This window comes from Kitasatospora sp. NBC_00070 (assembly GCF_045041205.1).
GTDB lineage: Bacteria > Actinomycetota > Actinomycetes > Streptomycetales > Streptomycetaceae > Kitasatospora.
The window spans coordinates 6,498,952-6,519,443 of sequence record NZ_CP108247.1 but is presented as its reverse complement, the minus strand read 5'-3'; the positions used below and the strand labels follow the sequence as shown (position 1 = coordinate 6,519,443).

General features: G+C 72.3%; 19 protein-coding genes. 6 read left to right on the top strand and 13 right to left on the bottom strand.

The genetic code is table 11. The features are described from left to right. Positions 1–23: 23 nt before the first annotated feature. The 8 genes from OHV05_RS29600 to infC all read right to left on the bottom strand — a co-directional run bounded on the left by OHV05_RS29600 (position 24) and on the right by infC (position 8,519). Complete coding sequence (locus OHV05_RS29600; RefSeq protein ID WP_405020391.1) at positions 24–827, bottom strand: chitosanase; 804 nt, start codon at positions 825–827, stop codon at positions 24–26. 189 nt (positions 828–1,016) lie between these two features. Then, on the bottom strand, positions 1,017–3,530 hold the full coding sequence (gene pheT, locus OHV05_RS29595) for a phenylalanine--tRNA ligase subunit beta (RefSeq protein WP_405020390.1): 2,514 nt from the start codon (positions 3,528–3,530) through the stop codon (positions 1,017–1,019). Further along, positions 3,530–4,651: a phenylalanine--tRNA ligase subunit alpha gene (pheS, locus tag OHV05_RS29590; RefSeq protein WP_403031718.1), complete on the bottom strand. Its 1,122-nt coding sequence runs from the start codon at positions 4,649–4,651 to the stop codon at positions 3,530–3,532. Before pheS ends, pheT begins: the two co-directional genes overlap by 1 nt. 192 nt (positions 4,652–4,843) lie before the next feature. After that, positions 4,844–5,923 (bottom strand): ATP-binding protein, encoded by a 1,080-nt coding sequence (locus OHV05_RS29585; RefSeq protein ID WP_405020389.1) that lies wholly within the window; start codon positions 5,921–5,923, stop codon positions 4,844–4,846. A 58-nt stretch (positions 5,924–5,981) separates the two neighbouring features. Then, positions 5,982–6,845 carry a TrmH family RNA methyltransferase gene (locus OHV05_RS29580; RefSeq protein ID WP_405020388.1) on the bottom strand — a complete coding sequence of 288 codons (864 nt, stop codon included), beginning with the start codon at positions 6,843–6,845 and terminating at the stop codon, positions 5,982–5,984. A 112-nt stretch (positions 6,846–6,957) separates the two neighbouring features. Continuing rightward, a complete protein-coding gene (rplT, locus tag OHV05_RS29575) occupies positions 6,958–7,344 on the bottom strand; it encodes a 50S ribosomal protein L20 (RefSeq protein ID WP_057228324.1) in 387 nt (128 codons plus the stop codon). A 105-nt stretch (positions 7,345–7,449) separates the two neighbouring features. Beyond that, positions 7,450–7,644: a 50S ribosomal protein L35 gene (rpmI, locus tag OHV05_RS29570; protein ID WP_057228326.1), complete on the bottom strand. Its 195-nt coding sequence runs from the start codon at positions 7,642–7,644 to the stop codon at positions 7,450–7,452. Between the two features lie 113 nt (positions 7,645–7,757). Further along, a complete protein-coding gene (gene infC, locus OHV05_RS29565) occupies positions 7,758–8,519 on the bottom strand; it encodes a translation initiation factor IF-3 (RefSeq protein WP_403032718.1) in 762 nt (253 codons plus the stop codon). A gap of 481 nt (positions 8,520–9,000) precedes the next feature. Here infC and OHV05_RS29560 point away from each other — a divergent pair, with 481 nt between their 5' ends. Next, the gene (locus OHV05_RS29560) at positions 9,001–9,360 is read left to right on the top strand and encodes a DUF1844 domain-containing protein (RefSeq protein WP_403031727.1); all 360 of its coding nucleotides are present in this window, start codon (positions 9,001–9,003) and stop codon (positions 9,358–9,360) included. 241 nt (positions 9,361–9,601) lie between these two features. Here the strand turns inward: OHV05_RS29560 and OHV05_RS29555 are convergent, their stop codons facing one another. Next, a complete protein-coding gene (locus OHV05_RS29555) occupies positions 9,602–10,306 on the bottom strand; it encodes an SseB family protein (protein WP_405020387.1) in 705 nt (234 codons plus the stop codon). Positions 10,307–10,400: 94 nt separating this feature from the next. Between OHV05_RS29555 and OHV05_RS29550 the strand changes: the two genes are divergently transcribed. Together OHV05_RS29550 and OHV05_RS29545 are read left to right on the top strand one after the other, a co-directional pair. After that, a complete protein-coding gene (locus OHV05_RS29550; RefSeq protein ID WP_405020386.1) occupies positions 10,401–11,297 on the top strand; it encodes a serine hydrolase in 897 nt (298 codons plus the stop codon). A gap of 41 nt (positions 11,298–11,338) precedes the next feature. Then, positions 11,339–12,550 (top strand): amino acid deaminase/aldolase, encoded by a 1,212-nt coding sequence (locus tag OHV05_RS29545; protein WP_405020385.1) that lies wholly within the window; start codon positions 11,339–11,341, stop codon positions 12,548–12,550. Positions 12,551–12,634: 84 nt separating this feature from the next. On the opposite strand, the gene OHV05_RS29540 is transcribed toward OHV05_RS29545, so the two are convergent. Further along, positions 12,635–13,606, bottom strand: a complete 972-nt coding sequence (locus tag OHV05_RS29540) for a DUF2510 domain-containing protein (RefSeq protein ID WP_405020384.1) — start codon at positions 13,604–13,606, stop codon at positions 12,635–12,637. Between the two features lie 189 nt (positions 13,607–13,795). On the opposite strand from OHV05_RS29540, the gene OHV05_RS29535 reads away from it, so the two are divergent. Continuing rightward, positions 13,796–14,500, top strand: a complete 705-nt coding sequence (locus OHV05_RS29535; protein WP_405020383.1) for a gamma-glutamyl-gamma-aminobutyrate hydrolase family protein — start codon at positions 13,796–13,798, stop codon at positions 14,498–14,500. A gap of 202 nt (positions 14,501–14,702) precedes the next feature. On the opposite strand, the gene chrA is transcribed toward OHV05_RS29535, so the two are convergent. Continuing rightward, entirely contained in the window at positions 14,703–15,824 is a 1,122-nt protein-coding gene (gene chrA / locus OHV05_RS29530; protein ID WP_405020382.1) for a chromate efflux transporter, read from the bottom strand. Between the two features lie 207 nt (positions 15,825–16,031). Between chrA and OHV05_RS29525 the strand changes: the two genes are divergently transcribed. Then, entirely contained in the window at positions 16,032–17,069 is a 1,038-nt protein-coding gene (locus OHV05_RS29525; protein WP_405020381.1) for a cation diffusion facilitator family transporter, read from the top strand. Between the two features lie 69 nt (positions 17,070–17,138). After that, positions 17,139–18,047, top strand: a complete 909-nt coding sequence (locus OHV05_RS29520) for a 5'-3' exonuclease H3TH domain-containing protein (protein ID WP_405021573.1) — start codon at positions 17,139–17,141, stop codon at positions 18,045–18,047. Between the two features lie 37 nt (positions 18,048–18,084). Here OHV05_RS29520 and OHV05_RS29515 read toward each other — a convergent pair whose 3' ends face one another. Further along, positions 18,085–19,101: an aminotransferase class I/II-fold pyridoxal phosphate-dependent enzyme gene (locus OHV05_RS29515; RefSeq protein ID WP_405020380.1), complete on the bottom strand. Its 1,017-nt coding sequence runs from the start codon at positions 19,099–19,101 to the stop codon at positions 18,085–18,087. Next, entirely contained in the window at positions 19,098–20,438 is a 1,341-nt protein-coding gene (locus OHV05_RS29510) for a radical SAM protein (protein ID WP_405020379.1), read from the bottom strand. Before OHV05_RS29510 ends, OHV05_RS29515 begins: the two co-directional genes overlap by 4 nt. Positions 20,439–20,492 lie beyond the last annotated feature (54 nt).

Below are 20,492 nucleotides of genomic sequence, written 5' to 3'. Positions count from 1 at the left end.
ACCGGATTTCCAAACGTTGTCCGTCAGCTGTTGATGCTGAAGCTGTCGCCGTAGACCTTCCACTTGAGCGGCGGGTTGAGGTCGAAGTTCTTCGCCTTCAGGAAGACCCGCTGGGCGGTGTCCACCCTGCTGGTGTCGGAGTGCGCCTCCTCCTGCTGCATGGCCCACTTCCGGGCGTCCAGGAAGGCGTTCAGGTAGGTGGTCTCGTCGCCGCCCTGGGCCGGGGTCTTGGCCTTGGCCAGGGCCCGCTTGCGGATGTTGCCGAAGCTGGTGGAGTCGCCGCCGTTGCCGTGCATCACGATGGCGTCGTAGTACGCGAACTGGCCCAGCGCGCGCAGGCCGTCGGCCTTGCCCTGGCTGACCGCCGGGTTGAAGTAGACCCGGTCGCGCTCGTGGTTCTGGGCCTGCTGGAAGGTGCTGTCCTTGGCGGCGGTCGCCCAGTCCTTCTCGAAGGCCGAACCGAGGCCGGCGTGCGACTCGGTGCCGTCCACCTTGCGCAGGGCGGGCAGGTACTTGGCCAGGATGTTGCCGGGCTTGACCTGGGTGTAGTACTCGACCAGGTCGAGCATGTCTCCGGTACCGGAACAGAAGCCGATGATGCCGGCGGTGTAACCTCGGCCGTCACCGATGTCCTCGATGTACTTGTACTGGGACTTCCAGTCCAGCGAGGAGTTCTCCGCGCTGGAGACCAGCTTCATCGCGATCTCCTTCTTCGCGGGGTCGTCCAGGCCGACACCGGCGGCCTGCGAGGTGCCGCCGAGCAGGGTCAGCGAGACGGTGGCGGCCAGCAGGCCGGTGATGGCGGTACGACGGTTCAGCGCGTACATGGGGGCGCTCCGTAAGCCGGGGGATTAGGAAACTTTCCTAACTGGTGAGGATTGAAGCGCGTCCGGCACCCGGACCGCAAGAGTCCGGCGGCAACTTGCACCAAAAATCCGGCAGTTGAGCGCGCAACGAAACAGGGCCCCACCCTCCGGAAGACCGGGGATGGAGCCCTGCTGACCTGCGGTTGAACGTCAGGCGCCGCGCAGCACCGCGCCCGTACGGGCCGCGGCGGCCGCCACCGCCGACTCGCGGGCGGCCGTGGCCTCCTCGGCCGTCAGCGTCCGGTCGAGGGCGCGGAACCGCAGCGTGTACGCCAGCGACTTCTTGCCCGCGCCCGCCTGCTCGCCGGTGAAGACGTCGAACAGCCGGAGGGACTCCAGCAGTTCGCCCGCCCCGTCGCGCAGCGCGGTCTCCACCTCGGCGGCGGGGACGGCGGTGTCGACGATCAGCGCCACGTCCTGGGTGGCCACCGGGTAGCCGGAGACCGGCGGGCCGGAGACCCGGCCGGACAGGTCGGCGCCCAGCAGGTCCAGGTCGACCTCCATCGCGCAGGTGCGCTCCGGCAGGTGCAGCGCCTTGATGACCCGCGGGTGCAGCTCACCGGCGTGGCCGACCACGGTGCCGGCCACCGAGAGCTCGGCGCACCGGCCCGGGTGCCAGGGCGCGTACTGCGCCTGGCGGACCGTCAGTTCGACCCCGGCGGCGCGGGCCACCGTACGGGCCGCCTCGACGGCGTCCGCCCAGGAGGCCCCGGCGCCCTTGCCCCACCAGCCGGACGGCAGCCGCTCACCGGCCAGCGCGACGGCGACCCGGCGCGGCTGGTGCGGCAGCGCCGCGTCCAGCTCGGCCAGCTGCCCGGTGGTCGGACGGCGGTCGACGGGCAGTCGCGGCGCCACCTTGAGCTCCGGCTTGGGCAGGAAGACCGTGCCCTGCTCGAAGATCGCCAGATCGGTGTTGCCCCGGCCGACGTTCCGCCGCAGCGCGCCGAGCAGGCCCGGCAGCAGCGAGGTGCGGAGCGAGGGCTCCTCGTCGTTCAGCGGGTTGACCAGCTTGACGGTCCGTCGACGGGCGTCGGCGGCGTCCAGGCCGAGCGCGTCCAGCGCGGCCTCGCCGATGAACGGGTAGTTGTTCACCTCGACGAAGCCGGCCGCGGCCAGCGCCACGCCGGTCCGGCGGTGGAAGCGCTGGGCCTCGGTCAGCCCGCGGCCCGGCGGCACCATCGGCATCCGGGCGGGGACGTTGTCGTACCCCTCGAGCCGGATGACCTCCTCCGCCAGGTCGTACGGGTCGGTCAGGTCGGGCCGCCAGCTCGGCGGGGTGACCTCCAGGATGTCGGCGCCCGCGACGGTGGCACCGATCTCCTGCAGCCGCCGGGTGACGGTCTCGCGGCCGTACTGGGTGCCCGCGACCCGGTCCGGCAGGTCCGCGTCGATCGCGATGGTGCGCACCGGGAAGGACGCCGCGATGTCGGTGACGCCCGCCTCGGCGGTGCCGCCGGCGATCAGCACCAGCAGGTCCACCGCGCGCTGCGCGGCGGCCCGGGCGGCCTCCGGGTCGACGCCGCGCTCGAAGCGCTTGGACGCCTCGGAGGGCAGCTTGTGCCGCTTCGCCGAACGGGCGATGGTGACCGGCTCGAAGTGCGCCGCCTCGATGATGATCTCGGTCGAACCGGTGGTGACACCGGTCTCCGGGTCCGTCACCGGGTCGACGATCTCGGTCGAGGCGCCGCCCATCACACCCGCGAGCCCGATCGGGCCCGAGTTGTCACAGATCAGCAGGTCCTCGGCGGACAGCTTCCTGGTGGTGCCGTCCAGCGTGGTGAGGGTCTCGCCCTCGGCCGCGCGACGGACCTGGATCGGCCCGTCCACCCGGCTGCGGTCGTAGGCGTGCAGCGGCTGACCGACCTCCAGCATCACGTAGTTGGTGATGTCGACGGTCAGCGAGATCGGGCGGATGCCCGACTTCTGCAGCCGGCGCTGGAGCCAGATCGGCGACTGCGCGGCCGGGTCCACCCCGGTGACGGTGCGGGCCACGAAGCGGTCGCAGCCGACCGGGTCGGCCACCTTGACCAGGTAGCCGTAGGAGTTGGCCGGCGGCACGTCGAGCAGCGCCGGGTCGGCCAGCGGCAGCCCGTACGCGGCGGCGGCCTCCCGGGCCACGCCGCGCATCGAGAGGCAGTAGCCGCGGTCGGGGGTGACCGCGATGTCCAGCACCTCGTCGACCAGCTGGAGCAGCTCGATCGCGTCGGTGCCGGGCTCGTACTCCGGCGGGAGCACGATGATGCCGTTGTGGTCGTCGCCCATGCCCAGCTCGCGGGCCGAGCAGATCATGCCGGCCGAGGTGTGGCCGTAGGTCTGCCGGGCGGCGATCGGGAACGGGCCGGGCAGCACGGCGCCCGGGAGCACCACGACCACCTTGTCGCCGACGGCGAAGTTGGTCGCGCCGCAGACGATCTCCTGCGGCTCGCCGGTGCCGTTGGCGTCGCCGACGTTCACGAAGCAGTGCCGGATCGGCTTCTTGAAGCCGGCCAGCTCCTCGATCGAGAGCACCTGACCGACCACCAGCGGACCCTTGAGGTCGGCGCCGAGCTGCTCGACCGTCTCGACCTCCAGGCCGGCCCGGACCAGGCGGGCCGCGACGTCACGACCGGACTCACCCGCCGGAAGGTCGACGTACTCGCGCAGCCAGGAAAGCGGGACGCGCATCAGATCTCCATCCCGAACGGGAGGGTGAAACGGACGTCACCCTCGACCATGTCGCGCATGTCGGCGACGTTGTGGCGGTTCATCAGAATGCGCTCCAGGCCCAGGCCGAACGCGAAGCCGCTGTAGCGCTGCGGGTCCACCCCGCAGGCGACCAGCACGCGCGGGTTGACCACGCCGCAGCCGCCCAGCTCGATCCAGCCCTCGGAGGAGCAGGTCCGGCAGGGGCGGTCCGGGTTGCCGACGCTCTCGCCCCGGCAGACGAAGCACTGCAGGTCGATCTCGGCGCTCGGCTCGGTGAACGGGAAGTACGAGGGCCGCCAGCGCAGCTCCAGGCCGCCGCCGATCAGCTTCTCGACCAGCAGCTCGATGGTGCCCTTGAGGTCGGCGAAGGTGATGCCCTCGTCCACCGCGATGGCCTCGACCTGGCGGAACACCGGGGTGTGGGTGGCGTCCAGCTCGTCCGTCCGGTACACCCGGCCGGGGCTCACCGCGTACAGCGGCGGCTCGCGGTCGAGCATGGTGCGGATCTGCACCGGCGAGGTCTGGGTACGCAGCACCACGCCGGAGTCGGCGGAACCGTCCGGGGCCTGCACGAAGAAGGTGTCCTGCATCGACCGGGCCGGGTGGTCCTCGTGCAGGTTGAGCGCGTCGAAGTTGAGCCACTCGGCCTCGACCTCGGGGCCCGAGGCCACCTCGTAGCCCATCGCCACGAAGGTGTCCTCGATCCGCTCGGCCAGCGTGGTGAGCGGGTGCCGGGCGCCGCGCGGGGTGCGGTCGTACGGCAGCGTGACGTCCACCGCCTCCTCGACCAGCACGCGGGCGTCCCGCTCCGCCTCCAGCTCGACCTGACGCTTCGCCAGCGCCTGGTTGACCGCGCCGCGGGCCTGGCCGATCAGCTTGCCGGCCGCCGCCTTGGCCTGCGGGGGCAGCGCGCCGATCTCGCGGTTGGCGAGCGACAGGGCCGAGCGGTCACCGGTGTGCGCGACCTTGGCCTGCTTGAGCTCCTCGAGGGTGCCGGCCGCGGCGAAGGCCGCGAGGGCCTCGTCCCGGGCGCGCTCGACCTCTTCGGGCTTGAGTGCCTCGACCTCTACCGGGTCGTACGAACTATTGGGTGCCGACATCTCTATCTTTCCCGTGCTCCTGCTCGTGAAGGGGTGCCTCGCCCTTGCGCTACGCACTGCGTGGCCGGGGCACGGGCAGCCGGTCCCGAGACGATCAGGAGGGGTGTCCGCGGCACAGCCGCGCAGGGCGTCACACAACGCAAAGGTCGAGTGTAGTCGCAGCCTGCGAACCGCCCGCCGGGCCGGACTTCCTCAGAGCATGAAGTCGGGCACTCCGGCGGGCAGGATAAATCGGAAGCAGGCGCCGCCGGAGGGCGCCCGGCTGATCCGGATGGTGCCGCCGTGGGCCTCCACGATGCCCTTGACGATGTAGAGGCCGAGGCCGGTGCCGCCGCGCTTGGAGCCGCGCCAGAAGCGGGTGAAGACGCGCGGCATGGACTCCTCCGGAATCCCGCTGCCCTCGTCGCTCACCGTCACCGCCGTCCCTTCCAGGACTCGTTCCCGACCGGCGCTCTCCACCACTTCCTTGGCGGGCGCCACCTCGATCGTGACAGTCCCCTCACCGTGGCGCACGGCATTTTCCAGCAGGTTGGCCAGCACCTGGTCGAGTTTGTCCGGGTCCGCCCAGAGCTGGGTGAGCGGCTGCTCGATCCGGATGTCGAAGCGGTCGGCGGCGATGCCAGCCGCCAGTTTGCCGTCCACGTGCCGCCGGACCGCGGCCGGCAGGTCCACCACCTGCTTGTGCAGCTCCAGCCGCCCGGCGTCGATCCGGGAGATGTCCAGCAGCTCGGCGATCAGCCGGGTGACCCGGTCCGCGTCCGCGTCCACGGTCTCCAGCATCACCCGCTTCTGGCCGTCGGTGAAGCGCTCCCACTTCGCCAGCAGCGTCTTGGTGAAGCCCTTCACGCTCGTCAGCGGGGAGCGCAGCTCGTGCGCCACGGTGGCGATCAGCTCGGCGTGACTGCGCTCCGTCCGCCGGCGCGCCTCGGTGCCGCGCAGCGCCACCACCACCTGCCGGACCGGCCCGCGCGGCGACTCCCGGACGTACCGGGCGGAGACCAGCACCTCCCGGCTGCCGGGCAGCAGCAGGTTCCGCTCCGGCTGCCCGGTCCGGATCGGCAGCCCGCCGTACGGGTCGGTCAGCGGCCACCAGCGGCGGCCGTCCAGGTCCTCCAGCGGCAGTGCCTGCTCCAACGGCACGCCGAGCACCGCCTCGGGCCGGACGCCGGTCAGCCGGGCGGCGGCCCGGTTGAAACGGACCACCGCACCGGACGCGTCGGCGACCACCAGCCCGTCCGGCAGGTCGTCCAAGTCCAGTTCGGTGCCGACCATGGGTTGCCTCCCCGCTTACCCACTGTGTACGTGCCCCCACTGTCCGACCCTAGCGCCCCTACCCCTTGGCGCGACACCCTCCGGGAGACCGCTGGGCGCGCGCGGAGGCGTACAGGCACACGGCGGCGGCCGTGGCGAGATTGAGGCTCTCGGCGTGTCCGTGGATGGGCACGCGCACCACCTCGTCCGCGAGTGCGCGGGTCTCCTCGGGCAGGCCCCAGGCCTCGTTGCCGAAGACCCAGGCCCCGGGCGCGCCGAGGGTGCCCTCGTCCAGCTCCTGGTCGAGGTCGCGGTCCCCCGCGCCGTCGGCGGCCAGCACCCGGACACCGGCCTCACGCAGCCGGGCGACCGCCTGCTCGACCGGCACCCCGACCGCGAACGGCAGGTGGAACAGGCTGCCCACCGAGGCCCGGACCGCCTTCGGGTTGTACGGGTCCACCGAGGCGTCGGTGAGGATCACCGCGTCCGCCCCCGCCGCGTCGGCGGTCCGCAGCACGGTGCCCGCGTTCCCGGGGTCGCGCACGTGCGCCAGCACGGCGACCAGCTGCGGCTCCATCGCGAGCACCTGCTCGAACGGGGTGTCCAGGAACCGGCAGAGCGCCACGATGCCCTGCGGGGTGACGGTGTCACAGATCTCACCGATCACCTCGTCGGTCGCGGTGAGCACCGGCAGGCCCTCGGCCAGCGCCGCGTCCACGATCTCGGCGTGCCGCTCGGCCGCCTCCAGGGTGAGGTAGATCTCCACCACCGCGTGCTCCCCCGAGTCCAACCGCCCGTACGCGACCGCCTCCCGCACCGCCTGCGGGCCCTCGGCCAGGAAGCGCCGCTCCTTGCTCCGCTGGTTGCGCTTGGCCAGCTTGCGGGCGGCGATCACGCGGGGCGAACGCAGGGAGGTGAGCAGGGGGGGTTCGGTGCTCTGCATGGTCTCGTCTCTGGGGTGACGGTGTGTCAGGGGGCCGGAAACACGCAGACCCGCAGGCGAACCTGCGGGTCTGGGTGTGTCAGCTGTGCTGCCGATCCGGAACCGGATCGAGTCAGGCGGCGACGCGCGGGGCGTTGACGTCCTCGGGCAGCGCCTTCTGGGCGACCTCGACGAGCGTGGCGAACGCGCCCGGGTCGTTGACGGCCAGCTCGGCCAGCATCTTGCGGTCGATCTCGACGTTCGCGATCTTCAGACCCTGCACGAAGCGGTTGTACGTGATGCCGTTGGCACGGGCCGCAGCGTTGATGCGCTGGATCCAGAGCTGGCGGAAGTCACCCTTGCGCTTCTTGCGGTCGTTGTAGTTGTAAACGAGCGAGTGGGTGACCTGCTCCTTGGCCTTGCGGTACAGGCGCGACCGCTGGCCGCGGTAACCCTTCGCTCGCTCGAGGATGACCCGGCGCTTCTTGTGGGCGTTTACTGCCCGCTTGACGCGTGCCACTTCATTACTCCTTGGGTTGGACCACGGACTACTTCACGCGGTCCGTAAACGAATGGGTCGGAAAGGATCAGCCGGGGTCCTGCGGCCACCGGCCGCAGGAGGCGATCACTTGCCGAGAAGCTTCTTGATCTTCTTCACGTCGGCGGGGGAAACCACGACGGTGCCGGCCAGCTTGCGGGTCAGCGTCGACGGCTTGTGCTCGAGCAGGTGGCGACGGCCGGCACGCTCGCGCAGCACCTTGCCGGAGCCGCTGATCTTGAAGCGCTTGCTGGCGCCGCTGTGGGTCTTTTGCTTCGGCATGTCGCCGTATCTCCTCGTCGGTCCGCCCCCGCCCGCGCGTTACCGCCCGGGCGGGGACTGGATGGATCTGGTGGGTGGGGCGGGCCGCCCCACTACCTCGTTGACCGAACCGCTCAGGCGTCCTGAGTGGTCTCGGCCGGCTTCTCGACCTCGCTGGCCTCGGCCTCGACCTCGGCGGTCTCGTCGACGTCCACCTCATCGGTGTCGTCGTCCTCGTCCGCCTCCGCCTCGAGCGCCGCGTTCTCGGCTTCGAGAGCGGCGTCGTCGGCGTCGTCCAGGGCGTCGTCCGGGAGACCGGTGCGACCCTGACGCTCCGCCTTGCGGGCGTCCGCGATCGCACGGGCCTCGGCCATCGCCTCGGTCTTCTTCTTGTGCGGGCCAAGAACCATGATCATGTTTCGGCCGTCCTGCTTGGCCGACGACTCCACGAAGCCCAGGTCCTGGACGTCGTTCGCCAGTCGCTGCAGCAGTCGGAAGCCCAGCTCGGGGCGGGACTGCTCGCGACCACGGAACATGATCGTGATCTTGACCTTGTCACCCTGCTTGAGGAACCGAACGACGTGACCCTTCTTGGTGTCATAGTCGTGCGGGTCAATCTTCGGCCGGAGCTTCATCTCCTTGATGACCGTGTGCGCCTGGTTCTTGCGCGCCTCACGGGCCTTCATGGCCGACTCGTACTTGAACTTGCCGTAGTCCATGAGCTTGCACACCGGCGGCCGGGCGGTCGCCGCGACCTCGACCAGGTCGAGGTCGTACTCCTGCGCGAGCTCCAGCGCCTTGGCAAGCGGCACGATGCCGACCTGCTCGCCGCTGGGACCGACGAGTCGCACCTCGGGGACGCGAATCCGGTCGTTGATGCGGGGCTCGGTGCTGATGGGGCCTCCTTGGTTGCGCCTTCTGCGCTGCGGCCGTCGGACGGCGGTCGCAGGTAGTGGACTCGACCACTGGGCGGGGCTTCATTCGTGCTGCGCTGCCCACTGGCGTACGCACCGCGACACGAAAAAAGCCCCGCTCGGTACACAAGCGGGGCTCCACACAACCGGGGGCGGCACCTTCTTTCGAAGGGCGCTGCTCGGCGACTCGCTGGAACCTTGCGGCTCAGGTGTCGCGGACCGGACCCGTCGACCGCGAGGACGATCGGGTGGGAGACTTTCGCGGTTGCCCTCTCGGGCCTCCTGTGAGTGGAGCCTCCACTTGCTGGCCGGGCCACCTTGCGGTGTCCTGGCCGGTCAGTCTCGAAGCATACAGCGTTTCCGCCGAGGGTGGTATTCCGGGCCTCCGGGCCGGTGGCCGGAGGGCGGGCCGCTCCTCTGTACGCTCCCAGGTGTAACCGTTTCCACTGAGAAGTGAGCCCCCGTGAGCGACAGCACCCCCAACGACGAGATCGGCTTCGACGACCTCACCCGCGACATCGCCGAGGTCCCCGCGGTCGAGGTGATCACCACCGTGGCGGTGCACCTGATGAGCGCGGCCGCCGTCAAGTGCGGGCTCGCCGAGGGCGGCGAGAAGGACAAGGACCTCGACGAGGCCCGCAAACTGATCACCGCCCTGGCCGGCCTGGTCACCGCCGGCGCCCCCGAGATCAGCAACTTCCACGCCGGCCCCCTCCGCGACGGCCTGCGCTCCCTGCAGCTCGCCTTCCGCGAGGCCTCCCTCGTCCCGGACGCCCCCGGCTCCGGCCCGGGCGAGAAGTTCACCGGGCCGGTCTACAGCTGAGGCACACGCTTCGGAAGAGCTGGGCAGGCGCTCCAGGGGCAACCACCAGGAGCTCGGGGAACTGCGACGCCGGCCTCGTGCAAGGTGATCCGTTCAGGGGCGGTCAGGCACTTTCGCAGTGACCCCGGCGCCAGATCTCCTCGCCCACGCGGCGGAGCCGCAGATCGGCAGAGCCCCGAGCCCCTGACCGTAGATGGCCGAGCACGTGCCTACAGTGCAGCCCGGAGCGCCTGCAAGAGGTTCAGCGCAGCAGCGCCAGGTCCAGCCCCCGGTTGAGACGGACCCGGAGGACCGGGTCGGCCGCGAGGGCGGTGGCGAGGCGCTGGGCAAGCTCCTGGACCGGGGTGCCGTCGGCGAGGGCGAGGGCGAGCACCGCGTCCGTCTCGGTGCCGGGACGCAGTTCCGACCGCAGGACGGCCGGTTCGGCCGCGACCAGCGCCGCGACCGCGGCCTGCACCTCCGGGTCCTCGACCGGCGGCAGGTAGCGCCGGTTCTCGGCCAGCGCCCGCAGCCGGGCCCCGTCGACGGGGTACGACACCGGCCCGGCCGGGTCGATCAGCAGGGTGTCGGCCCGCTCGGAGTAGGCGACCATCGCGGCCTGCGGCCCGGCCACCGGCGCCGGCCGGGCGTCGGCGCGCCAGCGGGCCAGCGTCTCCAGCGAGGTGAAGGCGGGCAGCGCCCGGCGTCCGTCGGCGGCCTCGATCAGCGGGACGGCCATGTCACTGGTCTTCTCGTGCTTGAGCCCGTTGGCGTCGGTCTCCACCTCGCCGAGCAGGGCCACGATCGGGACCATCAGCCGACCGGCCGTCAGGGCGGCCAGCAGCTCGGACTCGGCGGCCGGTCCGGTCCGGTCGGCCGCCCAGGCGGCCAGGGCGGCGCTCAGGCGCGGGTCGGCGGTGCCGTCGTCGTCGGCGAATCCGGGGTTCGGGATGTTCTTCTGGTCCACCCGCTGAGCGTATGCCAACCGGGCCGGCGGATTCTCAGCCGCCGCTCACCCCCGGCTCAGCCGGGCCCCATCGGCGGCGCCGAGCCTCGACGGCATGGCAGGCACTCACCGGACCCCGAAGCGACGCACCCTCCGCACCCTGGCGGCTGCCCTGGTGCTCGCCCTGGCCGCACTGGCGCTCCACCTCCTCCAGCCCCCGCCGAGCCGGTCGACCCCGGTGGCGGACGTCCGGTCCACCGTCGCCTCGGCCTCCCCCACTCCCGCCGACCCCGACCCCGCCCCCGCCGTCCGGGCCGCCGCAGCGGCGGTGGCCGCGCAGGGCGCGGTGTCCGTCGCGGTGCTGGACACCGCGAGCGGGGTGAGCGCCTCGTACGGGACCGGGTCGTTCGTCACCGCGAGCATCGTCAAGGCGGACATCCTGGCCGCGCTGCTCTGGCAACGGCAGCAGGCGGGAAGGGAGTTGACGGCCGCCGAGCAGGCGACCGCGGCGCTGATGATCGAGCAGAGCGACAACGACGCCGCCGACACCCTCTATACGGCGGTGGGCGAGGCGACCGGGCTGGACGCCGCGAACCAGGTCTTCGGGCTGACCGCCACCACGGCCGGCCCGGACGGCCACTGGGGGCTGACCGAGACCACCGCCACCGACCAACTCCGGCTGCTCCAGGTGGTGTTCGGCACCGGCTCGCCGCTGAGCACCGACCGGCAGACATACCTCCAGGGCCTGATGGGCCAGGTCGCCACCGATCAGGACTGGGGCGTCTCGGCCGCCGACCAGGACGGCGCTTACACCCTGAAGAACGGTTGGCTGCCGCGCACCGCCACCGGGCTCTGGGTGGTGAACAGCATCGGGCGGGTCACCCACGACGGGCGGGAACTGTTGGTGGCGGTGCTCAGCGAGGGTTCGGCGGACCAGCAGAGCGGGATCGACACCGTGGAGTCGCTGGCCGGGGCTGCCACCGGCGCGCTGACCACCGAGCTGACGGGCTGACACCCCTACCCATCAGTACGGACGTGTGGCAGTCTGCGCGCATGGTCAACCACGCCGTTCCCGGCCTCGCCGCCGACCGAGCCCGCTACGACCGGGCCACCGCGCACCTCGACGCGCCGCTGGCGGTCGTGGACCTGGACGCCTTCGACGCCAACGCCGCCGATCTGGTCCGCCGGGCGAACGGCAAGCCGATCCGGGTGGCCAGCAAGTCGGTGCGCTGCCGGGCGCTGCTGGAGCGGGTGCTGGCGATGGACGGCTTCGCCGGGGTGATGAGCTTCACCCTGGCCGAGTCGATCTGGCTGGCCCGGGAGGGTTTCGAGGACATCCTGCTCGCCTACCCGTCGGCCGACCGGTCCGGCTTCGCCGAGCTGACCGGCGACCCCAAGCTGGCGGCCGCCGTCACGGTGCTGCTGGACGACCCCGCGCAGCTGGACCTGATCGACGCCGCCCGGACCGGCAGCGAGGAGGTCCGGGTCTGCCTGGAACTGGACACCTCGCTCCAACTGCTCGGCGGCAAGCTCCGGGTGGGGGCCCGCCGGGCACCGCTGCGGACGCCCGAGGCGCTCGGCGCGTTCGCCGAACTGGTGCAGCAGCGCCCGGGGTTCCGGGTGGTCGGCCTGATGGCGTACGAGGGGCACATCGCGGGTGTCGGCGACCTGATCGCGGGCCGGCCGGTGCGCTCCCGGGTGATCCAGGCGATGCAGGCCAAGGCCCGGCGCGAGCTGGCCGTGCGACGGGCCGCCGTGGTGCGACGGCTGCGCCAGGTGGCCGAGTTGGAGTTCGTGAACGGCGGTGGCACGGGCAGCGTGGAGAGCACGGTGGCCGAGCGCGCGGTGACCGAGGTGGCCGCCGGGTCCGGCCTGTACGTGCCCCGGCTCTTCGACAACTACCGTTCGTTCCAAGGGCGTCCGGCCGCCCTCTTCGCCCAGCCGGTGGTCCGCCGGCCCGGGCTCGGCGTGGTCACGGTGCTCGGCGGCGGCTACCCCGCCTCCGGCGCGGCCGGTCCCGACCGCTCGCCGGTGCCCTACCTGCCGCCGGGCCTGAAGTACGACCCCCAGGAGGGCGCGGGCGAGGTGCAGACCCCGCTGCTCGGCTCGGCGGCGGACGACCTGCGGATCGGCGACCGAGTCTGGTTCCGGCACGCCAAGGCGGGCGAACTCTGCGAGCGCTTCGCGGAGTTGCAGCTGATCCAGGGCGACCGGGTGGTGGACACCGTGCCGACGTACCGGGGCGAGGGACGGACCTTCCTCTGACCCGGTCCCGGTCGGGCTGCCCCACGTCACCCTGACGCACCCGGGCCCCCACCCCGAGGGGTGGGGGCCCGGACTGTCGGCCGGTCAGGCCTTGGTGCCACCGCCGCCGTCGAGCTGACCGGTGAACGCCTTGATGCTCTCCACGATCTTGTCCATCTGGGTCAGTTGGGGAGCCTTGTCGTCGATGTCGAAGCCCAGGTGCACCGAGGCGAGCGCCTTGCCGTCGGCGGTCGGGAAGACCACCGTCTGCACGTAGCCGTCGTTGCCCTCGGGCGCGTCCACCTTCCAGCGGACCAGCCAGCCGTCCCGGCCGTCGACCGCGATCGGCTCGGACTTCAGCTGCTCGTGCGACTTGATCTTGCCGTACGAGTCCTCGGCCGCCGCGGTGATGTCCTGCTCGGCGGCCTGCTTGGCGTCGGTGCCCTTGAGCTGACCGGTCGACACCCCGCCCAGCGAGCACTCGCCGGTGCCGGAGGCGCAGGTGTACGAGCCGATGCTCAGGCCCGCGTACCCGGCCTTGGTGGTGCCGCCGGTCCAGCCGCTCGGGATCGACAGGCTGATCCGGTTGACCGCGTCCACCGCCAGACCGGAGTTCCGGCCCTTGCCGCTGCCGCCGGGGTTGTCCGGCGCCTTCGGAGTGCCGTTGCCGCCCTCGGCGCTGTCACCGCCACCGCCGCCGGGGCGGACGTCCTCGCGGACCTTGTGCGACGCCTGCCGGTCGGACCGGCCGTCCATCGCCAGGTACGTGACGCCGGAACCGACCAGCAGCCCCGCCAGCGCGGCCACCGCGACCGCCACCAGCACCGGCTTGGCCGGCTTCCGTCGGGCCGACGGCACGCCGTCGACCGGCGCGAGCGGGGGCGGCTCCGGGTAGCGGACCGTCGGCCCGCTCACCAGCACCTCGCCCTCCAGCACCGTCGGCCCCTCGGGGCTGTCCGCCGGGGCGGGCCGGGTGCCGGCCGTCCAGCCCTGGCCGTCCCACCAGCGCTCCGGCCGGGGGTCGCTCGTGGTGTCCTGCGGGTCCGGGTACCACCCGGCGGGAATCTGCTCGCTCACGGCACCGAATCTAGGCGCCCGAAGATAAACGCGGTATCAACTCGACCCCTGTTCCGGCCGTTTTCCGATGAGATTCCGGTAAGAAAGCTGTCGGCCCCGCTCGGCCGACCTGACGGAACCTCCGGCGACCGGGCGACCTGACGGCGAATCGGCCACCGCGACCCACCCCGACGGTGCAGAATCCGGGCCATGACCAACAGACCCCTGATCGGAGTCAGCACCTACGTCAACGACGCGACGTGGGGCCCCTGGGACGCCCAGCGGGCGGTGCTGCTTCCCGAGCGGTACCCGCAGCTGGTGCAGCGCGCCGGTGGCACCGCCGTCCTGTTGCCGCCCGACTCCCCCGAGACCGCACCCGGCCTGCTGGCCCGGCTGGACGGCCTGGTCATCTCCGGCGGCCCCGACGTCAACCCCGCCCTCTACGGCGCCCGCCCGCACCCGAGGACCCGGGCCACCGCACCCGAGCGGGACCTCTGGGAGGCCGCCCTGCTGCGGGCCGCCCTGGCCGCCGGCCTGCCGCTGCTCGGTATCTGCCGGGGCATGCAGCTGCTCAACGTGGTCTGCGGGGGCACCTTGGTGCAGCACCTGGAGGGCGGCGAGCGCCACCTCCCCGACGCCAACCGCTACGGCTCCCACCCGGTCCGGCCGCTGGCCGGCACCCGGCTCGCGGAGCTGCTCCCCGAGCCGGCGGTCGAGGTCCCGACCTCGCACCACCAGGCGGTCGACCGGCTCGGCGAGGGGCTGCTGGTCAACGCCCTGGCCGAGGACGGCACCATCGAGGGGATCGAGGGCCCCGGCTTCGTCCTCGGCGTCCAGTGGCACCCGGAGCAGGGGGACGACCTCCGGGTGATGCAGGCCCTGGTGGAGGCGGCGCGGGTACCTGCGGTGGTCTAGGCAGCGCAGCCGACCCTTTTGGCAGGTGCTCCGGATCTACGGTCAGGGGCTCGGGGAACTGCGACGCCGGCCTCGTAAAAGGTGATCGTCGCGTGGGCGGTCAGGCACTTTCGCAGTGACCCGAACGCCAGATCTCCTCGCAGAGCCCCGAGCCCCTGGGTAATAGACGGCTGGGCGCCTGCCTACAGCGCAGCCGCGAGGTTCAGCTGAGGAGCGCCCCGGCCAGGCCGGCCAGCAGCAGGCAGGGGACGACGGAGCGGCGGGCCGCCAGCAGCCAGAGCAGGGCGAGCCCCAGGAGCACGTACTGCCAAGGGAGTTGCAGACCGAGGGCGAGCGGCACGGCCGAGCCGGCGATGGCCCCGGTGACGGCGGGGCCCGCGCCGGTGAGGAAGTCCTGGACCCGGTGGTCGGCGCGGAGGCGGTCGAAGTGGGCGGCGCCGAGCAGGACGAACAGGAACGACGGGGCGAAGGCCACCAGGGCCGCCAGCAGGCCGCCCGCCGGCCCGGCCGCCGCGTAGCCGACCACCGCGATGGTCTGGACGACCGGGCCCGGGGTGACCTGGCCGAGGGCGACGGCGTTCAGGAACTGACCGTCCGTCATCCAGTGGTAGCGCTCGACCGCGTCGTACCGCATCAGCGGGATGATCACGAAGCCCCCGCCGTACGAGAGCGCCCCCACCTTGAGCGCGACCCAGGCCAGGGCGCCGAGGCCGCCGGTCGCGGGCAGGGCGCCGAGCAGCAGGGGCAGCGCCGGCCGCTGTCCCCGGAAGGTGACTTCGGCCAGCCCCGCGGCCAGCAGGACGAGCACCAGCCAGGGGCCGGCGAGCAGTGCGGCGGCAGCGCCGCTGAGCGCGTACCCGATCCAGCGGGCCCGGCCCGCCCGGGTCGTACCGGCCCGGGCCAGGCTGCCGGGCGCCAGGGCGACGGCGGCCTGCACCGCCACGGCCGGTACCGCCGCGCCCGCTCCGGCGGCGGCGCCGAGCACCCAGGACGGCGGGTCGCCCGCCAGGAAGAGTGCGGCCAGCGCCAGGATCAGGGCCAGGCCAGGGAGGATGAAGCAGGCGCCGCCGACCAGGGCGCCGGCCGGGCCGCGCAGCCGCCAGGCCGTGAAGATCGCCAGCTGGGTGGAGGCCGGCCCGGGCAGCAGGTTGGTGGCCGCGATGCCGTCCTCGAACTCGTCCGGGCTCAGCCAGCCGTGCCGCTCCACACAGAGCCGGCGGAGCAGCAGGATGTGCGCGGGCGGACCGCCGAAGCCGGTGCAGCCGATCCGGCCCCACTCCCGGGCGATGGTGGGCAGCGAGATCCGCTCCTGATGCTCCGACACGTCCGCTCCCCTGTTCGCCCAGTGGCGGGCAGACCCTAGCGGAGGCGGCCGACCGGTTGATGAACGGCCGGGGAGGCGTAGCGGAGGGTGCCCGACGGGAACGACAACGGTCACCAGTGCAGCCTTTGGATCTTCGTCCGATCTGCGGTTCACTTCCGGTGCGGGGCGGCTCCGCCCTGGCTCCAGTGCGTTCGGGGAAGGATCTCGATGGCGAACCACGAGCACGACCACGACCACGGAGGACCGGGCGGCCACGCGGGCCACTCGCACGGCATCTCCGCCGACGCGGACCGCAAGTGGCTGCTCAGTGCGCTGACCCTGATCGTGGTCTTCATGGCCGGCGAGGTGGTGGTCGGTTTCGCCGCCCGGTCGCTCGCGCTGATCTCGGACGCGGCGCACATGCTGACCGACGCGGCCTCGATCGTGCTGGCGCTGATCGCGATGCGGCTCTCCCAGCGCCCGGCGCGCGGCGGGTACACGTACGGGCTGAAGCGCGCCGAGATCCTGTCCGCGCAGGCGAACGGGATCACCCTGCTGCTGCTCGCCGCCTGGCTCGGCTACGAGGCGGCCAGCCGGCTGTTCGACCCGCCGGAGGTGACCGGTTCGCTGGTGCTGGTGACCGCGCTGGTCGGGGTCGTGGTGAACATCGGGGCGGCCTGGTGCATGTCGAAGGCCAACCGCAGCTCGCTGAACGTCGAGGGCGCCTTCCAGCACGTACTGACCGACCTGTACGCGTTCATCGCCACCGCCGTGGCCGGTCTGCTCATCGTGACCACCGGCTTCACCCGGGCGGACTCGATCGCCTCGCTGATCGTGGTGGCACTGATGCTGAAGGCGGGCATCGGGCTGGTCCGGGACTCCGGGCGGATCTTCCTGGAGGCCGCGCCCGCCGGGATCGACCCGGACACGGTGGCCGACCGGCTGATCGACTCCTCCCAGGTGGAGGAGATCCACGACCTGCACATCTGGGAGATCACCTCCGGCCAGCCCGCGCTCTCCGCGCACATCCTGGTGGCCCCCGGCGGTGACTGCCACGCCGTCCGCCGCGATCTGCAGCGCACCCTGCGGGACGAGTACCGGATCACCCACGCCACCCTCCAGGTCGACCACGTCGGCGAGGAGCTGGGCCAGGAACTGCTGGCCATAGGGCGTTCGGCGGTGGAGGCGGGCGGCGCCGGCCCGGGGGACGACCACTGCGGCGACTCGCACGGCCCGGTGCACCGGAGCGGCCCGCACCGGCACTGACCGGGCCGTGCCGCTGAGGTTCCGTCAGCCGGGTGCGGCATGATCGAGGCCATGACCGCACCCAGGCTGATGCTGCTCGACTCGGCGAGTCTCTACTTCCGGGCCTACTTCGGCGTACCGGATTCCCTGAAGTCCCCCGACGGGCAGCCGGTGAACGCCGTGCGCGGCCTGCTGGACTTCATCACCCGGCTGGTCCAGGACCACCACCCCGACCAGCTGGTCGCCTGCATGGACGCCGACTGGCGCCCGCAGTGGCGGGTGGACCTGATCCCCACCTACAAGACGCACCGGCTGGCGGCGGAGCCCTCGGTCGAGGGCGAGGAGGAGATCCCGGACACCCTGGCCCCCCAGGTGCCGGTGATCGAACAGGTGCTGGACGCGCTCGGCCTGGCCCGGATCGGCTCACCCGGCTACGAGGCGGACGACGTGATCGGCACCCTGGCCACCCGGGCGGGCGGTCCGGTGCAGATCGTCACCGGTGACCGGGACCTGTTCCAACTGGTCGACGACGCCCGGCGGGTGACCGTGCTCTACCCGGTCAAGGGCGTCGGCAACGCCCAGCTGATCGACGAGGCCGCGCTGCGCGAGAAGTACGGCGTGACCGGCTCCCAGTACGCCGACATGGCCGCCCTGCGCGGTGACCCGAGCGACGGGCTGCCCGGGGTCAAGGGCATCGGCGAGAAGACCGCCGCCCAGCTCATCCACGAGTACGGCGACCTGGCCGGCATCCGCGCCGCAGCCGCCGACCCGCTCTCCAAGCTCACCCCGGCCCGCCGCAGGAACCTGCTCGAAGGCGCCGCCTACCTCGACGTCGCCCCCACCGTCGTCCGGGTGGCCACCGACGTCCCGGTCCCCGACCTCGACCTGACGCTCCCCCGCGAACCGCTCGACCCCATGACCCTCGAAGCGCTGTCGGAACGCTGGGGCCTCGGTACCTCCCTCACCCGCCTCCTCGACGCCCTCGCGGCCACCCGCTGAGCACCACGTGCTCGGCCCGCACCCGGGCCGAGCACGCTCAGCGCGCCGGGCCCGAGGTAGGGCCGAAGACGTCGGCGAGGCTGGTCAGGACGGAGCCGGGCCAGTCGCCCTCCCCGAACACGCCGGCCGGTAGGGCGAGGACGCCGTACTCGCGTTGGAGCGTCTCCGCCGGGATGTCCACCGGGAAGAAGTAGTTGCCGGGGCAGGTCCGGCTCGCCGCCGGAATCGCCCCGAGCACCTCGCTCGGCAGTCGTCCGAACAGCCGCTCGGCCCGGGCGGCCAGTTCGTCGGCGACCTGCCGGGGCAGGTCGGCGTGCTCGGTCAACAGCAGGTCGGCGAGCCTCAGTTGGGCCTGCGTCGGCGGATCCGCCCGGAACGCCTCGGCCAGTTCGGCCTGCGCCGGACCCAGCAGGACCACGCCGAAGGTGCGCGGCCACAGCCACCCCTTGGTGACCGAGTGGAGCAGGACCGCACGGCCGGTGCCCAGCAGTCGCCGGGTGCCGGCGGCGAACGGGGTGCCCAGGTCGTAGACGCTGTCGATCAGCAGGTGACGGTGCGGTGATTCCGCCAACCACGAGACGGCCGCGTCGCATTCGGCGTCGGAGAGGTACCGGCCGAGCGGCTTGCTGGGGTTGGCGAGCAGCAGGTACTCGGGCCGGCCGTCCGCCGGAGACGTCGGGAGGACCGGCGCCGGCAGCGTCGGGTAGGACCCGGGCGCCAGGCCCGCGGCCCGGGCCAGCTCGAAGTAGACCGGGTAGACGTCGCTGGGCAACCACAGCCGCGCCTGCCCGGCGCGCAGCCAGTGGAACACCACGTCGAGCCCGTGCCGGACCCCTCGGCAGACCATGGTGCGGCGGGACCAGTCCTCCGGCAGCTCGAACCGCCGCAGCCAGGCGCGGGCCAGATCGCACCGGTGCACCGTCCTCGGGTCGGCCGGCGGCTCCGGTCGCAGCGGAGCGAGCGCCCGGTACACATTGGTCTCGGCGACGTCCAACAGGGAAGGGACGGAGCCGAGTTGCCGCTGCCGGAACTCCTGGAACTCGTCGAACCTCATACCGCTGCCCCTTCCCGAACGATCTCGCCGGCCCGGTCCTCCAGGGAGGCGTAGCAGCGTCCGTCGGCCAGCACGTTCCAGCTGCGGGCGATCCCGTTGGTCCGCTCCCAGAGCAGGCTGGGCTCGGTGTAGGCGGCGATCCGAAGCGGCCGGCCGTCCCAACTGCCGTGGTAGACCGGGGCACCCCAGGGCAGGCGGCTCGCCAGTTCGAAGCCGTGCTGCTCGGCGAACCGGGTGACCACGGACAGCGAGACCTGGCGCTCCCGGCTCCAGGTGTTGGCGGCGCGGTCGAAGTAGAGCGACTCGGTGCTGGTGGAGACGTAGAGCTCCTTGAAGCAGACCTCCTCGATGCCGAGACCGGCGGCCCACGAGAGGTAGTCGGCGACCCCGGCCTCGTCGGCCACGCCGCCGTGCTGGAGTACGCAGATCAGCCGCATCCGCAGCCCCGGCCAGCGGTCACGTTCCTCCCGCCAGCTGTCGACCAGCGAGCCCACCGGTGTGCGCAGCATCATCAGCCGTTCGCTGACCGCCTCGTCCTGGTGGTGCCGGGAGACCGCCAGCACGCTCAGACCGGCGGCGCCCAGGGCCGCCAACCGGTCGGCCCGGTCGGCGTGCCCGCCCTTCGCCAGGGTGTGCCCGTTGGTGATCAGGACGACCTTCGGAAAGGCCGCCGAGCAGGCGGACACCAGCCGCAGCTGCTGGTCGAACGGTATGAGCGTGGGCTCCCCGCCACCGGTGATCACCGCCCGCTCGGCACCCGCCTCGCGGGCGCGCTCCAGCCAGTGGGCGACCGTGTCCCACGGGACCCGGGCCGGCGCCTGGTCGCTGGAGATCGAGGCCGCGGAGAAACAGAACGAGCACCGGGCCTGGCAGGCGGAGGCGACCGGCAGCACCGAGACGGTGCGCGGTCGCAGGTCCGCGTAGCGACGCTGCGCCGACCCGTGCAGCTGCAGGGAGGCCGCCATCGCGTCCTCGACGGTCGTCGGGCGCAGCGTGAACTCGTCGCCCGCTTGGTCGAGTTCGTGCACGGCCGACAGTCGGATGCTCGCCTCGTGCAGTTCCGCGCCGAGGCCGGTCGACGTGTTCGGGAGCAGGGCGTCGGGGTCCACCGTGGTTTCCAGCACCAGCAGTCGGTCGCCCGGAATGGCCAGCCGGTCCAGCAGGCGTCCGGCCTTGCCGACGCCGATCCCCAACTCCGCGCGGGTCAGCAGGTGGAACCGGTCGGGATGGGTACTCTCCGGAATCCCTGCCTTGCCATAGGCGAAGGCGTACTTGTCGAAGCCCCTCGCGAAGTTCGACAGCACGATGACGTGGAAGCGCTGGTCACTGCGGTTCATCCGGTCATCATGCATGAACGGACCTCTTACCTGCTCACCACTTTCGCCCGGCGA

Coding starts and splice junctions, on each gene's coding strand:
- OHV05_RS29600 (WP_405020391.1), bottom strand. CDS start 827: ATGTACGCGCTGAACCGTCGTACCGCCATCACCGGCCTGCTGGCCGCC.
- pheT (WP_405020390.1), bottom strand. CDS start 3,530: ATGCGCGTCCCGCTTTCCTGGCTGCGCGAGTACGTCGACCTTCCGGCG.
- pheS (WP_403031718.1), bottom strand. CDS start 4,651: ATGTCGGCACCCAATAGTTCGTACGACCCGGTAGAGGTCGAGGCACTC.
- OHV05_RS29585 (WP_405020389.1), bottom strand. CDS start 5,923: ATGGTCGGCACCGAACTGGACTTGGACGACCTGCCGGACGGGCTGGTG.
- OHV05_RS29580 (WP_405020388.1), bottom strand. CDS start 6,845: ATGCAGAGCACCGAACCCCCCCTGCTCACCTCCCTGCGTTCGCCCCGC.
- rpmI (WP_057228326.1), bottom strand. CDS start 7,644: ATGCCGAAGCAAAAGACCCACAGCGGCGCCAGCAAGCGCTTCAAGATC.
- OHV05_RS29550 (WP_405020386.1), top strand. CDS start 10,401: ATGGCAGGCACTCACCGGACCCCGAAGCGACGCACCCTCCGCACCCTG.
- OHV05_RS29545 (WP_405020385.1), top strand. CDS start 11,339: ATGGTCAACCACGCCGTTCCCGGCCTCGCCGCCGACCGAGCCCGCTAC.
- OHV05_RS29535 (WP_405020383.1), top strand. CDS start 13,796: ATGACCAACAGACCCCTGATCGGAGTCAGCACCTACGTCAACGACGCG.
- OHV05_RS29525 (WP_405020381.1), top strand. CDS start 16,032: ATGGCGAACCACGAGCACGACCACGACCACGGAGGACCGGGCGGCCAC.
- OHV05_RS29520 (WP_405021573.1), top strand. CDS start 17,139: ATGCTGCTCGACTCGGCGAGTCTCTACTTCCGGGCCTACTTCGGCGTA.
- OHV05_RS29515 (WP_405020380.1), bottom strand. CDS start 19,101: ATGAGGTTCGACGAGTTCCAGGAGTTCCGGCAGCGGCAACTCGGCTCC.
- OHV05_RS29510 (WP_405020379.1), bottom strand. CDS start 20,438: ATGAACCGCAGTGACCAGCGCTTCCACGTCATCGTGCTGTCGAACTTC.